The organism is Streptomyces sp. NPDC004732, assembly GCF_040609235.1.
Classification (GTDB): Bacteria; Actinomycetota; Actinomycetes; order Streptomycetales; family Streptomycetaceae; genus Streptomyces.
Genome location: NZ_JBEXJR010000024.1, coordinates 25,658 through 38,319, shown reverse-complemented (window position 1 = coordinate 38,319; position 12,662 = coordinate 25,658). Strand labels below are relative to the sequence as shown.

Here is a 12,662-nt window from a genome sequence, read left to right as displayed (position 1 = left end):
CCCTGCTACGCCGCTCCGCGGCGATTCCCCCACCCACCCGCCCGTTCACCCCGCACCACCGAGTGAACGTGCAGCACTCCGCCGCTCCGCGGCGGGTTTCCCACCCGCCCACCCGTTTGCCCCGCACCGCCGCGTGGCCGTGTGCTCCGCCGCTCCGCGGCAAGGGGGGTGGGACCCGCACCGCTGCGTCGCTTCGCCGCTTCGCGGCGAGATTCCCAACCGCCCACCCGTTTGCCCCGCCCCGTGAAGAGGCGGGTGGGTGGGAGTGGTCTCTCCGCTCGCGGAGGGCGACGTACTGCGCCGCAGGGCGGAGCACCCGAGCAGTGATGAGGGCGGGTGGGTGGGGAAAACGCCGCGCAGCGGCGACGCGGGACAAGACGGTGCAGGGAGCCTCGTGGGCCGGTACGGCTCCGGCTCAGAGAGCGTGGGCCGTACCGGTGGTGCAGGGAGCCTCGCAGGCCCACCCATGCGACTCCGGCTCAGAGGGGGCCGGGGCCAATGGGCCCATGTGGCTCCGGCTCAGAGAGTGGGGCGCCGGAGGACCGGGTGGGTCCGGCTCACAGGGCGGGGTCCGACGCCGGGGTTCCGGCTCCGGAGAGGCCTCGTGAGGTCGGGTGGCTTCAGTACCGGGAGGGGCTGTCGGCAGGTGGGGGCCCCGGCTCCCGGGGAGGTGTAGGAGTGTGGCCCCCGGCTCCCGGGGGGTCAGGAGTGGCCCAGGTCCTCGCCCGGGCCCTCCACGCTCACGGACCCCGAGTCCGCCGCAGGCCGCAGCGGCAGCACATCCACCCGCGTCTCATCGAGCACCGGCTCCGCAGGCCGCGGCGGCTTCGGCATGACCGCGGCCTCCGAGTGGCCTCCGCAGCCGTACGAGAGGGAGACGACCCGCCCGTCCGCGGGCCCGAACTCATTGCCGCAGACACCGAACGCCTGCCCGAGCGAGCCGCCGATCCGTACGAGGAATCCACAGCTGACGCACGCCGCGGGCGCCGCCTGCGCCATCGGGGTCTTCGCTCCGTACGCCTCGTCCCAGCGGTCCGCGGCGACGTGCAGCCCGTAACGGGACAGGACCCTCGCCCGCCGCATGCCCAGTTCGTCGGCGACCGCCGTGATGGAACCGCGGGCGGGCGCGACCGGCAGCTCGGCGGGCGGGACCGCCGTCACCTCGGCGTCCTCCGCCTCGACGAGCTCGGCCATCTCGTCCGACACCACGGAGTTCGGCGGCGGCTCCTCCTCGCCGGAGTAGCCGGGCTCCAGGCGCAGGTCCTCGGCGTCCGTCGGCAGCAGGTCGCCCGGTCCCATGTCGCCCGGCCGGAGCCGCTCGCTCCACGGCACCCACTCGGGGGCGAGGAGCGCGTCGGGGCCCGGCAGCAGCACCGTCTCGTCGAGGGTGACGACCTTGGCCCGCGAGGCACGGGCGACCGTCACCGCCCAGCGCCAGCCGCGGTAGCCGAACTCCTTGCATTCGAAGAGGTGTGTGACGACGCGGTCGCCTTCCACGACGACCTCGACATGCTCACCGACCACACCGGGCGCGGCGGCCTCCTCGGCCGCGGCACGTGCCAGGCCCACCGCCTCGGCGCAGAGGCGGTCGGGGGTACGCGGGGTGCGCGGGGTACGGCTTCGCGTTGTCGCTGCGCTCACAAGTATCGCTTCTCTCCTACGCCGTCTCACGAGTGCGCCACCTTTTCGCGGGGGTGCGGACGGAGCGGACCAGAGGGCCGCGTCAACGTCCGCGCCCGACGTTCCGGGGCGCGCCTACGTCACCCATTCTGCGGGATGACCGAGAGGCGCGCGGCCAAGAACAACCGCCGCAGGCGCGCTACGCACGCTACCTTCTCCTGGCCCCTGGGCCTACACCGACGTACGCCACCGCGCCCCGATCCGCCCCCGCGCCCCTGCCCGGCACGCCTCTCCACGCCGTGCCGGACGGCATGAAGCGAAGGAACGGACACCCAAAATTTTCCCCCGGCAAACCGCCGAGCCCTCCCCACCGCGTGGCGCAAACGGGTGGGTGGGAAACCCGCCGCGGAGCGGCGGAGCACGACCGCCCCCACCCCGCCGCGGAGCGGGGGCGCCGCGGCTCACAGCCGGTATCCGCACTAGTAGGGCCCCCGAGGGGGCACTATGACGGGGTGGCCCCCACCAGGTCGATGTCCGTAGGAACCGTCTCGCCGGGCCCGGCGAGGCGGACCGCCCGTGCGCTGGGCCGCGCCCTGCACCTGCCCTTCACCGGCACCGCCCGGGGCATCCGCAAGGCCACCCACGCCCATGGAGCGGGCGAGTCGGGGCTCGGGAAGCTGATCGAGCTGCACGCGGTCAACGGCGCAGGCGACGTCATGATCACCATCGCGCTCGCCTCGACCGTCTTCTTCTCGGTGCCGACGGACGAGGCGCGCGGCCGGGTGGCGCTCTATCTGGCGATCACGATGGCGCCGTTCACGCTCCTCGCCCCGGTCATCGGCCCGCTCCTCGACCGCCTGCCGCACGGCCGCCGGGCCGCGATGGCGGGGGCGATGCTGGCGCGCGCGCTGCTCGCGCTGGTGCTGTCGGGGGCGGTGGTGTCGGGGAGCGTGGAGCTGTATCCCGCCGCGCTGGGCGTGCTGGTCGCGTCCAAGGCGTACGGGGTGGTCAGAAGCGCTGTCGTGCCACGGCTCCTGCCACCGGGGTTCTCCCTGGTGAAGGCCAATTCACGGGTGACCCTGGGCGGCCTGCTCGCGACTGCCGTGGCGGCGCCCGCCGGGGCCGGGCTGCAGGCGCTCGGGCCGCGGTGGCCCCTGTTCGGCGCCTTCGTGATCTTCGTCTCGGGGATGTTCCTGTCGTTCTCGCTGCCGCACAAGGTGGACTCGTCGAAGGGCGAGAGCAAGGCGCTGCTCGCCGCGGACGAGGAGCATCTGCATCTGCACGCCCGCGCCGAGGCGGACTCCGACACGTCCCGCAGACGGCGCATGGGGCTGCGTACGGTCGGACCTGCCGTCACCCACGCCCTGGGCGCGAACGCGGCGCTGCGCTGTCTGTCCGGCTTCCTCATCTTCTTCCTGGCGTTCCTGCTGCGGGAGCATCCGCTCGCGGGGCAGAGCGCGGCGGTGTCGCTCGGCATCGTGGGGGTGTCGGCGGGCGTGGGCAACGCGCTGGGCACGGCCGTCGGTGCCTGGCTGAAATCGCGGGCGCCGGAGGTGATCATCGTGACCGTGGTCGCGGTGGTGCTGGGCGTGGCGGTCACGTCCGCGCTGTTCTTCGGGGCGGTCGGCGTCGCCTGTCTCGGCGCGTGCGCGGGCTTCGCGCAGGCGCTGTCCAAGCTGTCCCTGGACGCGCTGCTGCAGCGGGACGTCCCCGAGCAGGTCCGCACGTCCGCGTTCGCCCGTTCCGAGACGCTGCTCCAGATGGCCTGGGTGGTCGGCGGCGGCATCGGCATCGCCCTGCCGCTGGTCGGCACGCTCGGGCTCTCGGTGGCGGCCGCGATCGTGGCGGTGGGCTGGCTGTCGACCGTCCGTGGCCTGCTCGCCTCGGCCCGCCGCGGCAGCCCCCGCCGGGCCCGGGTGGTCTGACCTGCCCCGCGCTCCCCCGCCCCGGCACGGCACGCCCATGCCCCCCGCGTAACAGCACCCCCCGGCGCGCCCGATAGCCTTCGCCCATGACCTCCCTGCTCCGCGGCGGAGCCGCGAATGTGAACAGCGCGCGCCGCCGCCGCACCGCGGCCGCACTTGGCGCCGTCTCCGCCGGACTCCTCGTCCTCTCGGCCTGCGACAAGCCGACGCCGCTCGCCACCGTGACGGTCGGCAGCAAGTCGGTGCACACGGACGCCTCCTGCTACAACGACGGCAAGGAGCTGGAGGAGTCGCAGCTGAAGTCCTGCCTGCAGGACAAGGACGTCAAGTCCATCAAGATCGATCCGGACGAGAAGGTCCGCTTCGGCGTCGACCCGGAGATGGCCGAAAAGGGCTGGACGCTGCTGATGAACGGTCAGCCGCTGACCGAGGCCAGCAAGAAGACGTACGTCGTCATCCCGGGCAGCGTCTTCTTCAACCAGCAGTACGGCGGCGGCGGCAAGAAGTCGACCGTCAGCCTCCTCGAGGGCGGCAAGGGCTCGGAGTCCAAGGCGACGGGCCTGTGGTCGTTCAAGTTCGAGAAGGACTCCTGACCTGATCTCGCAAGGGGCCCTGCGCGTCCTCGTCGCCACCGCCGTCCCCGCCGAACGGGACGCGGTGGCCAGGGCGCTGGCCGAGGCCCCCGCCCGTGACGTGCCCGCCCATGACGTCCTCGCCGTCGGCGTGGGCCCCGCGGCCGCCGCGGCGGGCACGGCGACCGCACTCGCCCGTGCCGCCGCCGAGGACCGGCCCTTCGGCCTCGTCGTGTCGGCCGGTATCGGCGGCGGTTTCCCGGCCGACCTGCCGCCCGGCGCGCCCGTCGGCTCGCTCGTCGTCGCCGACGAGATCACCGTCGCCGATCTGGGCGCCGAGACCCCCGACGGTTTCGCGCCCGTCACCGAGCTGGGTTTCGGCGCGGTCACCCACCGTCCGCCGCCTTCCCTCGTACGGGAGGTGGCCGACGCCTGCGGTGCCGCGACCGGCACCGTCCTCACCGTCTCCACCGTGACCGGCTCCGCCGAGCGCGCCGCCGGGCTGCGGCTGCGCCATCCGCACGCCCTGGCCGAGGCCATGGAGGGCTTCGGTGTCGCCGAGGCCGCCGCGCTGCACGGCCTGCCCGTCCTCGAGGTCCGCGCGATCTCCAACCCCGTCGGCCCGCGCGACCGTGCGGCCTGGCGGATCGGCGACGCGCTGGCCGCGCTGAGCGACGCGTTCGGGAAGTTCGCGCCGGTACTGAGGAGTTGGAACACACATGACTGAGTCCCCGGAAACCCCGGAAACCCCGCAGCCCCAGGCGGCCTTCCTCGACCGCCCGCTGCGCATCGCGTACTCGCCCTGCCCCAACGACACGTTCGTCTTCGACGCCTGGGCGCACGGCCGGGTGCCGGGCGCGCCCGCCCTCGACGTCACGTTCGCGGACATCGACATCACCAACGGCATCGCGGAGCGCGCCGCGTCCTCCTCGGGGACCTCCGACCTGGACGTCCTGAAGGTGTCGTACGCCGTGCTGCCGTACGTCCTGGACGAGTACGCGCTGCTGCCCTGCGGCGGCGCGCTCGGCCGTGGCTGCGGGCCGCTCGTCCTGACCCGTGAGCCGGGCGTCGACCTGACCGGCAAGACGGTCGCCGTGCCCAGCGAGAAGTCGACGGCGTATCTGCTCTTCCGCCTCTGGGCGGCGGACACGCTGGCGGGCGGTGGCGTCGGGGAGATCGTGGTGCTGCCGTTCGACCAGATCATGCCCGCGGTGCGCGACGGCAAGGTCGACGCGGGCCTGGTCATCCACGAGGCGCGCTTCACGTACCAGAACTACGGCCTGCACTGCCTCGCCGACATGGGCGAGCACTGGGAGGCCACGACGGGGCTGCCGATCCCGCTGGGCGCGATCATCGCGCGGCGGAGCCTCGGGACGGCGGCGCTCGAGCGGATCGCCGAGGCGGCCCGTACGTCGGTGCGCATGGCGTGGGACGACCCGGAGGCCTCGCGTCCGTACGTCCTCGAGCATGCCCAGGAGATGGATCCGGCGGTGGCGGACCAGCACATCGGCCTGTACGTCAACGAGTTCACTGCCGACCTCGGCGAGAACGGCTACGCGGCGGTCCGCGGACTGCTGACGCGCGCCGCGGCCGAGGGACTCGTGCCGCCCCTCGGCCCGAACGCTCTGTCGTTTCCCTAGCGACTCTTGAGGCGGCGGCGGGATTTGATGCGGCAGCGGGACTTGAGGCGGAAATCCGTCTCCGCCCGCGCCGCACGCCCGCGCTACACGTCGAGTTGGTCGGCGACCGCCCGCAGCAGGCCCGCGATCTTCGCGCCGGACGCCTTGTCGGGATAGCGGCCCTTTTCCAGCATGGGTGTGATGTTCTCGAGCAGGGTCGTCAAATCCTGGACGATCGACGCGAGTTCATCCGGCTTACGACGCTGTGCGGCCGCCACCGACGGCGTGGGATCGAGAATCGCCACCGAAAGGGCCTGGTCACCGCGTTGTCCCGCGACCACGCCGAATTCCACGCGCTGGCCGGGCTTGAGTGTGTCGACGCCGTCAGGCAGTACTGAGGAATGCACGAAGACGTCGCCGCCGTCGTCGCGGGAGAGAAAGCCGAAGCCCTTCTCGCTGTTGAACCACTTGACCTTGCCGGTAGGCACGTGAAGTCCTCGTCCTCGTACTCGTCGTACTCGTCTGTGCCGGGTCCGCCCCGTCAGGAACGACGGGGCGAAAACGGCTCTGGATAGCACTACAGCGGGTCGCCCGACCCGCCAGGACACAAGACTATGGGTCCGGGGGCCGGTGACAAGACGTCCCCGGATTCTTCCTTCGCGCTGGGAACTACCCTGGTCGGGTGCGTGACAAAACCCAAGCGAATTCCGCCGGGCCGGGCGATGGAATGGTCCGGACCGGAGCAATCGTCTTCTTCGTCGGAGCCGTGGCCACACTGGTCACGGTGGCCCCGCTCTTCCTGGGCACCGATCCCTTTCCATCCATCGCCTACGCGGTGTGCATGCTGATGGGCGTCGGGTTCCTCATCGCGATGGCCGGTGTCCTGCGCGGCATCGCCTTCCAGCGACGACAGGCCAGGTCCGGCACTACCTAGGGCCTGTCTTCAAACTCCTGCCTGCTCCGCGACGTCCGGCACGCACTCTCGCCGCACCGGGTGAACGCCCAAGTACGGTCCAGTACAAGGGCGTCCACCCGGCACGCCGAGAGCACGCACCAGACGCCGCGAAGCCGCCCTCCGGGCGACGACAGGAGTTTGACGACAGGCCCTAGGCGGTCCGCCGCGCCGCGTGCGCGGCGAGCCAGGCCGGGAACTCCGCGAGGCCGCCGAGGACGACGTCGGCGCCCGCCGCGCGCAGTTCCGCTGCGTCGCACGGTCCGGTCGCCACCGCGACGGACAGCGCGCCCGCCGTACGCGCGCCGCGTACATCACCGGTGTGGTCCCCGACGTACACCGTCGCGTCGTACTCGCGCAGCGCCTCGGCCTTCGCCTCGGCCCACAGCCAGCCGATGACGGCGTCGGCCTCGATGCCGAGGTGCGACAGGTGCAGCTTCGCGTTGGGCTCGTGCTTGGCGGTCACCACGATCGCGCGGCCGCCGTGCGCGTGCACCGCCGCTATGGCCTCGCGGGCACCGGGCATCGCGAGCGTCGGCTCGATGGCGTGTGTGGTGTAGATCTCGCGGTAGAGGTCGGCCGTCTCCGCGATCTCCTCCTCCGGGAACCAGTTCCGCAGCTCCTCCTCCAGCGGCGGGCCGAGCCGGGTGACCGCCAGGTCGGCGTCGATGTACGTCCCCGTCCTCGCGGAAAGCGCCTGATAGGCGGCCTTGATACCGGGCCGGGAGTCGATCAGGGTCATGTCGAGGTCGAAGCCGACGGTCAGCGTGTGAGAGCTCATGCGCCCATTGTGCCGAGGGCGGGCACCCCGGCCGCACGTAGACTTAGCCCACCCTTACCACCCTGTGAAACGAGCCCAGTCGATGCGTGTGCCCGTACGACGCGCCGCCGTGCTGACGGCGGCCGTCGTGGCCCTGCTGCTGGCCGTCCTGCTCAGCCTCGCCGTCGGTGCCCGCGCCATCGCGCCGTCCGCCGTGTTCGACGCGCTGCTGCACGGCGGGCACAGCGACTCCGCCGAGGTGATCCGCGAGATGCGGGTGCCCCGCACCGTGATCGGCGTGCTGGTCGGCGCCTCGCTGGCGCTGGCCGGGACGGTCCTCCAGGGCGTGACCCGCAATCCGATCGCCGACCCCGGCATCCTCGGCATCAGCCAGGGCGCCTCGGTCGGTGTCGTCCTCGCCATCGCCTACGCCGGTGTCCACACCCTCACCGGATACGTCTGGTGGGCGTTCGTCGGCGCCGGGATCGCGTCCGTCGTCGTCTACGCCATCGCGGCCGGTGGCCGGGGCGGCGCGACACCCGTGAAACTCGCGCTGGGCGGCGCCGCGGTCAACGCGCTGCTCGTCTCCGTGACGACGGGCATCCTCACCACGAAGGCCTCCGCGCTCGACGAGTTCCGGTTCTGGCAGGTGGGTTCGCTCGCCGGGCGCGACTCCGAGATCGTCGGCCAGATCTGGCCGTTCCTCGTCGTCGGCCTCGTGCTCGTCCTCGCGGTGGCGCGCGGCCTGGACGCGCTCGCGCTCGGCGAGGACGTCGCGAAGGGCCTCGGCCAGAACGTCGCGGCGGTACGGATCGTCGGCGGGCTCGGCGCGACCGTCCTCACCGGCGCGGGCGTGGCCGCCGCGGGCCCCATCGCCTTCATCGGCCTGGCCGTCCCGCACATCGCCCGCGCGCTCATCGGCAGCGACCACCGTTGGGTGCTGCCGCTGGCCGCCGTCCTCGGGCCCGTGATGCTGCTGGTCTCCGACACCGTCGGGCGGATCGTCTTCCCGCCCAGCGAGGTGCCCGCCGGAGTGATGACCGCGCTCATCGGTGTGCCGTTCCTCGTCACCCTCGTACGACGGAAGGCGGTGGCGGCATGACCACGGCGCCCGCACCGGCCCGACCCCGGATCCGCCCCGCCGGTTACGCGGTGCTCCGCGTGCACCGGGCCGCGTTCCTCGTGCACCGCAGGGGCGCCGCCGTCGCTGCGGCCCTCACCGTGCTGCTCGCCGCGAGCTGTCTCGCGTACCTCTGTGTCGGCGAGTCCTTCGTCCCGCCCGGCGAGGCCCTGAAGGTCGTCTTCGGGCGGCCCTCCGCAGACGAGCTGGTCGTGGGCACGCTGCGCGAACCCCGCATGGTGGTGGGCCTGCTGGTCGGCGCCGCGTTCGGGGTCGCGGGCGCGCTCATCCAGACCGTCGCCCGCAACCCCCTGGCCAGCCCCGACATCATCGGCATCAGCCAGGGCGCGAGCGCGCTGACGGTCGGCGCGATGACCTTCGGCATCACCTCGTACACCGTCCTGCCCTATCTGTCGGTGCTCGGCGGCGTCGCCGCGGCCGCCCTCGTCTACGTCTTCGCGTGGCGCGGCGGCCTGCACGCCACCCGCTTCGTCCTCATCGGCATCGGCTTCGCCATCGCCCTGCGCTCGGTGACGACGCTCTTCATGACCAAGGGCGACTACCTCGTCGCCCAGCAGGCCCAGATCTGGATGACGGGCTCCCTGAACGGCCGCGGCTGGGCCGAGGCGAACCCGCTCGGCCTGACCCTGCTCGTACTGCTCCCCTTCGTCCTGTGGGCGGCCCGCGCCCAGCGCGCGGTCAGCATGGACGACGACACGGCGACGGCCCTGGGGACGCGCCTCGGGCACGTACGCCTGGGGCTCGTGCTGCTCGGCGTCGTCCTCGCGTCGGTGGCGACCGGCGCCGCCGGGCCCGTCGACTTCGTGGCGCTCCTCGCCCCGCAGATCGCCCGCAGGCTGACCCGCACCGCGCAGATCCCGCTGCTGTGCTCGGCGCTGCTCGGCGCGCTCATCGTGGTCCTCGCCGACCTGCTGGCCCGGCGGCTCTTCTCGCCGACCGAGCTGCCCGTCGGCGTGCTCACCGCGGCCATCGGGGCGCCCTATCTGATCTGGCTCATCATCCGCAGCCGCTCCGTCCGCAATGGAGGCACGTCGTGACCGCCGCCCGCCTTTCGGCCCGCGAGCTGACCCTCGCCTACGAGGACCGCACGGTCGTCGACAGCCTCGACCTCACGATCCCCGACGGCAAGGTCACGGTGATCGTCGGCCCCAACGCCTGCGGCAAGTCGACGACGCTGCGGGCCCTCGGCCGCCTCCTCAAGCCGAAGAGCGGCGCCGTCCTCCTCGACGGCGAGTCCCTCGCCAAGCTCCCCACCAAGAAGATCGCCCAGCAGATCGGGCTGCTCCCGCAGACGCCCGTCGCGCCCGAGGCGATCACCGTGGCCGACCTCGTGGCACGCGGCCGCCAGCCGCACCAGCACTGGTGGCAGCAGTGGTCCGACGATGACGAGAAGGCGGTGACGGAGGCGATGGAGCGCACCGACGTCGCCGCGCTCGCCGAGCGCTCCGTCGACGAGCTGTCGGGCGGCCAGCGCCAGCGCGTGTGGATCGCGATGGCCCTCGCCCAGGACACCGGGCTGCTCCTCCTGGACGAGCCCACGACCTACCTGGACATCTCGCACCAGGTCGAGGTCCTCGACCTGGTGCGCGAGCTCAACCACGACCGGGGCCGCACGGTCGTCGTGGTCCTGCACGACCTCAACCAGGCCGCGCGCTACGCCGACCACCTCGTCGCCATGAAGACGGGCGAGGTCGTCGCCGAGGGCACCCCCGCGGAGGTCGTCACCGAGGAACTCGTACGCGAGGTCTTCGGCCTGGAGTGCGTGGTCGTGCCGGACCCCGTGACCGGCTCCCCCCTGGTCGTCCCCGGCCCCCCGTGGTCCGCGTCCACGACCGCCCCCGCCCACAGCGGCACGTCCGCCTGACCGCACCGCACGGCACCGCGCAACGCAGCACAGCACAGCACAGCACCGCCTGACCGCATCGCACCGTCCGACCGCACGAAAGGCGTCCCCCATGACCTTCCTCCGCTCCCCCCTGCACCGCCCCGCGCTCCTCACCGGCTCGCTGGCCCTGACCGGCGCGCTGGCGCTGACCGCCTGCGGCTCCTCGGACTCCGGCGACGACACCGCGGCCTCGGGCGGGACCCACACGGTGAAGACGGCCATGGGCGACGTGAAGGTGCCCGTGCACCCGCAGCGCGTCGTCGTCCTCGACACCGCCGAGCTGGACTCCGCGATCACGCTCGGTGTGAAGCCGGTCGGCGCCACGCACGTCGAGGCGTCGTCGGGCTTCCTGGGCTATCTGCCCAAGGACAAGGTCAGCGGCATCAAGGACGTCGGCGAGATGATGACGCCGAACATGGAGGCCATCGCGGCGCTGAAGCCGGACCTCATCCTGACGTCGAAGATCCGGCACGCCGCCAAGTACGACCAGCTCAAGCAGATCGCGCCGACCGTCATGACGGAGACGACCGGCTACCCCTGGAAGGAGAACTTCCAGGTGCACGCCGACGCGCTGGGCAAGCGCGCCGAGGCGAAGAAGACCGTCGCCGACTACAAGGCGCACACCAAAAAGGTCACCACCGCCATCGGCGGCCCCGCGAAGGCCGAGCAGACCCAGGTCAACGTCCTGCGCTTCATCGAGGGCGCCGACATCCGCCTCTACGGCGACCAGAGCTACATCGCCACGCTGCTCAAGGACGTCGGCCTCGGCCGCGCGCCGATCTCCGCGAAGGCCAAGGACGGCTTCTCCTACGACCTGTCCCCCGAGAAGATCGACCTCGCGGACACGGACGTCATCTTCCGCTCCACGTACGGCGATCCGAAGAAGTCCAAGGAGACGCAGACCGTGGGCAGCGGCCTGTGGAAGAACATGAAGGCGGTGAAGTCCGGCAACGTCCACACCGTCGACGACGAGCTGTGGATCCAGGGCATCGGCTACACCGCGGCGGACGAGATCCTGGACGAGATGCAGGCCGACCTCACGAAGAAGTAGGCCCACTGAGCCCTGCCGGGCCCGCTCCTCACGGCCGTTGCCGCTGCGACCTCCACAGCAGGAAGAGCGCGGAGGCGACGGCCGCCCCCCGCACCACCCACGGCCAGGTGTCGGCCATGGCGTCGCTCATGTGCCCTTCCTCGATCGCCTCGCCCCAGCGCCCCTCGCTGCGCCCCCACAGCCAGGTGATCCCGGCGGCCACCGCGAGGCCCGGCAGCACCAGGACGGCGAACTTCACCTCGGCGCGGGAGAGCCTGCGCGATGCGTAGGCGATGAGCCAGCCGACGCCGAGGACCACCAGGTTGCCGAGGACCGCGCCGACGGTGAGGAGCGCGGCGGCGAGCAGGAGCAGCGGGTTGCTGAACGTCGGCCCGGTGTCGGCGGCCCGTGCCCGGGGCAGCCGACACCGGCGCCGCCCGGACGGCTCCGCCGCCTCCTCCTCGGCCTCTTCCTCCTCGTCGTCGGCCCCTTCTTCGGCCTCTTCCTCTTCGGCCCTCGCCTTGCCGCCCGCCTTGGGCGGGGGCTTCAACAGCTCGGGGATCTCCACGCCGCCGACGAAGCCGGGGACGCTGTCGGCGAGGCCGAACGGGCTGCTGTCCACGCGCCACCAGTCGGGCTGGGAGTCGCTGGGCCCCAGCTCGTCGGTGCCCGCGAGGTGCGGCGGCGACGCGCCCTCGAAGAGGTCGGGCGGATGGCGCGGCTCCGGAATCTGCGCGGCCTCCGGGGCCCCCTTGCCCGCCTTGTCCCCCTTGTCCCCCTTGCCCTCCTTGGTACGGGCGACGCGGCGGGGCTTCGGCACGCGGAGGGTGCGCGGCTTCGCGGGCCCCTCACCCGGCGCCTCCGTCCCCGCGTCCTCCGGCAGGGCCCCCGTGACGTCTCCGGGGCTGCCGCCCGCCGCCTCCACGACCTCTTCCGGGGTGCCGAGGCGGGCGAGGATGCGGCGGACGGCCGCGGGGTTGTCGCCGACGGCCTTGTCGCGGCCGCGGTCGATCCGGCTCCGCAGCTCGGAGACCAGCCGCATCCGGTCGCCGGACGGCAACTGCCGCTGCTGGGCCAGGTCTCCGACCCTGCTCAGATAGTCGTAGACCAGCTGATCGCTCTCGATCCCCACGAAGTCCCCTCCGGGGCGGCTGCGTT

At 72.6% G+C, this 12,662-nt stretch carries 13 protein-coding genes; 9 read left to right on the top strand and 4 right to left on the bottom strand.

What is annotated here, in order from left to right; genetic code table 11:
* Positions 1-702 precede the first annotated feature (702 nt).
* Positions 703-1,641 (bottom strand): DUF3027 domain-containing protein, encoded by a 939-nt coding sequence (locus ABZV77_RS41035; RefSeq protein ID WP_356268211.1) that lies wholly within the window; start codon positions 1,639-1,641, stop codon positions 703-705.
* A 509-nt stretch (positions 1,642-2,150) separates the two neighbouring features.
* Between ABZV77_RS41035 and ABZV77_RS41030 the strand changes: the two genes are divergently transcribed.
* The 4 genes from ABZV77_RS41030 (at position 2,151) to ABZV77_RS41015 (ending at position 5,757) form a co-directional block, all read left to right on the top strand.
* Positions 2,151-3,545, top strand: a complete 1,395-nt coding sequence (locus ABZV77_RS41030) for an MFS transporter (RefSeq protein WP_356268307.1) — start codon at positions 2,151-2,153, stop codon at positions 3,543-3,545.
* A gap of 86 nt (positions 3,546-3,631) precedes the next feature.
* Positions 3,632-4,138, top strand: a complete 507-nt coding sequence (locus ABZV77_RS41025; protein ID WP_356268209.1) for a DUF2771 domain-containing protein — start codon at positions 3,632-3,634, stop codon at positions 4,136-4,138.
* A gap of 19 nt (positions 4,139-4,157) precedes the next feature.
* On the top strand, positions 4,158-4,844 hold the full coding sequence (locus ABZV77_RS41020) for a futalosine hydrolase (protein ID WP_356268305.1): 687 nt from the start codon (positions 4,158-4,160) through the stop codon (positions 4,842-4,844).
* Complete coding sequence (locus ABZV77_RS41015) at positions 4,837-5,757, top strand: 1,4-dihydroxy-6-naphthoate synthase (protein ID WP_356268207.1); 921 nt, start codon at positions 4,837-4,839, stop codon at positions 5,755-5,757. Before ABZV77_RS41020 ends, ABZV77_RS41015 begins: the two co-directional genes overlap by 8 nt.
* Positions 5,758-5,840: 83 nt before the next feature.
* On the opposite strand, the gene ABZV77_RS41010 is transcribed toward ABZV77_RS41015, so the two are convergent.
* The gene (locus ABZV77_RS41010) at positions 5,841-6,224 is read right to left on the bottom strand and encodes a cold-shock protein (RefSeq protein ID WP_356268205.1); all 384 of its coding nucleotides are present in this window, start codon (positions 6,222-6,224) and stop codon (positions 5,841-5,843) included.
* Positions 6,225-6,418: 194 nt separating this feature from the next.
* Between ABZV77_RS41010 and ABZV77_RS41005 the strand changes: the two genes are divergently transcribed.
* Positions 6,419-6,670: a hypothetical protein gene (locus ABZV77_RS41005; RefSeq protein WP_356268203.1), complete on the top strand. Its 252-nt coding sequence runs from the start codon at positions 6,419-6,421 to the stop codon at positions 6,668-6,670.
* Between the two features lie 172 nt (positions 6,671-6,842).
* On the opposite strand, the gene ABZV77_RS41000 is transcribed toward ABZV77_RS41005, so the two are convergent.
* Complete coding sequence (locus ABZV77_RS41000; protein ID WP_356268201.1) at positions 6,843-7,469, bottom strand: HAD family hydrolase; 627 nt, start codon at positions 7,467-7,469, stop codon at positions 6,843-6,845.
* Positions 7,470-7,551: 82 nt separating this feature from the next.
* On the opposite strand from ABZV77_RS41000, the gene ABZV77_RS40995 reads away from it, so the two are divergent.
* The 4 genes from ABZV77_RS40995 to ABZV77_RS40980 all read left to right on the top strand — a co-directional run bounded on the left by ABZV77_RS40995 (position 7,552) and on the right by ABZV77_RS40980 (position 11,525).
* Positions 7,552-8,550 carry an iron ABC transporter permease gene (locus ABZV77_RS40995; RefSeq protein ID WP_356268199.1) on the top strand — a complete coding sequence of 333 codons (999 nt, stop codon included), beginning with the start codon at positions 7,552-7,554 and terminating at the stop codon, positions 8,548-8,550.
* The gene (locus ABZV77_RS40990; RefSeq protein WP_356268197.1) at positions 8,547-9,626 is read left to right on the top strand and encodes an iron ABC transporter permease; all 1,080 of its coding nucleotides are present in this window, start codon (positions 8,547-8,549) and stop codon (positions 9,624-9,626) included. Before ABZV77_RS40995 ends, ABZV77_RS40990 begins: the two co-directional genes overlap by 4 nt.
* A complete protein-coding gene (locus tag ABZV77_RS40985; RefSeq protein ID WP_356268195.1) occupies positions 9,623-10,453 on the top strand; it encodes an ABC transporter ATP-binding protein in 831 nt (276 codons plus the stop codon). Before ABZV77_RS40990 ends, ABZV77_RS40985 begins: the two co-directional genes overlap by 4 nt.
* A 91-nt stretch (positions 10,454-10,544) precedes the next feature.
* Positions 10,545-11,525 carry an iron-siderophore ABC transporter substrate-binding protein gene (locus ABZV77_RS40980; RefSeq protein ID WP_356268193.1) on the top strand — a complete coding sequence of 327 codons (981 nt, stop codon included), beginning with the start codon at positions 10,545-10,547 and terminating at the stop codon, positions 11,523-11,525.
* 28 nt (positions 11,526-11,553) lie between these two features.
* On the opposite strand, the gene ABZV77_RS40975 is transcribed toward ABZV77_RS40980, so the two are convergent.
* On the bottom strand, positions 11,554-12,636 hold the full coding sequence (locus ABZV77_RS40975; RefSeq protein ID WP_356268191.1) for a hypothetical protein: 1,083 nt from the start codon (positions 12,634-12,636) through the stop codon (positions 11,554-11,556).
* Positions 12,637-12,662 lie beyond the last annotated feature (26 nt).

Coding starts and splice junctions, on each gene's coding strand:
- ABZV77_RS40995 (WP_356268199.1), top strand. CDS start 7,552: ATGCGTGTGCCCGTACGACGCGCCGCCGTGCTGACGGCGGCCGTCGTG.
- ABZV77_RS41030 (WP_356268307.1), top strand. CDS start 2,151: ATGTCCGTAGGAACCGTCTCGCCGGGCCCGGCGAGGCGGACCGCCCGT.
- ABZV77_RS40990 (WP_356268197.1), top strand. CDS start 8,547: ATGACCACGGCGCCCGCACCGGCCCGACCCCGGATCCGCCCCGCCGGT.
- ABZV77_RS41015 (WP_356268207.1), top strand. CDS start 4,837: ATGACTGAGTCCCCGGAAACCCCGGAAACCCCGCAGCCCCAGGCGGCC.
- ABZV77_RS41025 (WP_356268209.1), top strand. CDS start 3,632: ATGACCTCCCTGCTCCGCGGCGGAGCCGCGAATGTGAACAGCGCGCGC.
- ABZV77_RS41000 (WP_356268201.1), bottom strand. CDS start 7,469: ATGAGCTCTCACACGCTGACCGTCGGCTTCGACCTCGACATGACCCTG.
- ABZV77_RS40980 (WP_356268193.1), top strand. CDS start 10,545: ATGACCTTCCTCCGCTCCCCCCTGCACCGCCCCGCGCTCCTCACCGGC.